General features: G+C 50.1%; 2 protein-coding genes. Both read left to right on the forward strand.

Annotation, left to right across the window (positions count from 1 at the left end):
* Window positions 1-144: 144 nt before the first annotated feature.
* On the forward strand, window positions 145-693 hold the full coding sequence (locus J3998_RS13085; protein ID WP_208151108.1) for a ferritin-like domain-containing protein: 549 nt from the start codon (window positions 145-147) through the stop codon (window positions 691-693).
* On the forward strand, window positions 690-853 hold a 164-nt coding region (locus J3998_RS13090), incomplete at its 3' end, for a 4a-hydroxytetrahydrobiopterin dehydratase (RefSeq protein ID WP_208151109.1). The genes J3998_RS13085 and J3998_RS13090, both read left to right, overlap by 4 nt.

The following is an 853-nucleotide window of genomic DNA, read 5'->3' on the forward strand; positions in this document are numbered from 1 at the left end:
GTGACGGTCTAGTTGCAGCGCACATCATTGCACGTCCGCACAACGAAGTTGAGCCTGTACTAGTAATGGGCAACGCAACAGCGACACGTCTATAAGGTAAAAAGAAACGAGTCATCGTTTCTTTTCTGAGACCAGGAGATAATCATGCGTTATCAACCAAACATGCAAGGCAACGTTATGCCTGGCGCCGCAGCGTATCCACAAGCGCAGCAAGCACAGACCGTGGCACCTAATACCCAAATTTTAGGTTACCTAGGTCGTGCGCTAAGCTTAGAATTCTCTGCAGGGCAGCATTATCTGGCTCAGGCTTCCTTATCGAAGTTCCGTAATGAAATGCAATTTGCCGAAGGTTTTGTGACCTTGGCGAATGAAGAATTTCAGCACGCCAATCTGATTACCGACCGCATGGTAGCGCAAGGCGCACTACCGGCGGGCAGTATCCTAAGTCCAGCATCGTCGGCGACCAACATCGCAGAAGCACTACGCACCTGTGAAGCGCGTGAACTTGCCTTGATTCAACTCTACGGTGAAGCAACGCAATACAGCCAAAACGTTGGTGCAGCAGACGACTTTGCGTTGTTCTCACGCCTATTGGAAGAAGAGCAAACGCAACTTGTCCGAGTACAAGGCTGGTTAGAAGAATACTATCAGAACATGGCCGCGAACCCAGCCCCACAGTGGAGCTTTACATGAGTTTAAGCTCCGCGTGGAAGCAAAAGGATAAAGCCGCAACGCTTGAAGCGCGATTCGAATTCGAAAGCTTCGAGATTTTGCGTGACTTTTTGGATGAGGTCGCTGACGTTGCAGACAACGTTGGTCATCACCCAAACCTAAGCTTCGGTCGCGAACATGT

It is taken from the genome of Thiomicrorhabdus marina, from assembly GCF_017571465.1.
GTDB classification, from domain to species: domain Bacteria; phylum Pseudomonadota; class Gammaproteobacteria; order Thiomicrospirales; family Thiomicrospiraceae; genus Thiomicrorhabdus; species Thiomicrorhabdus marina.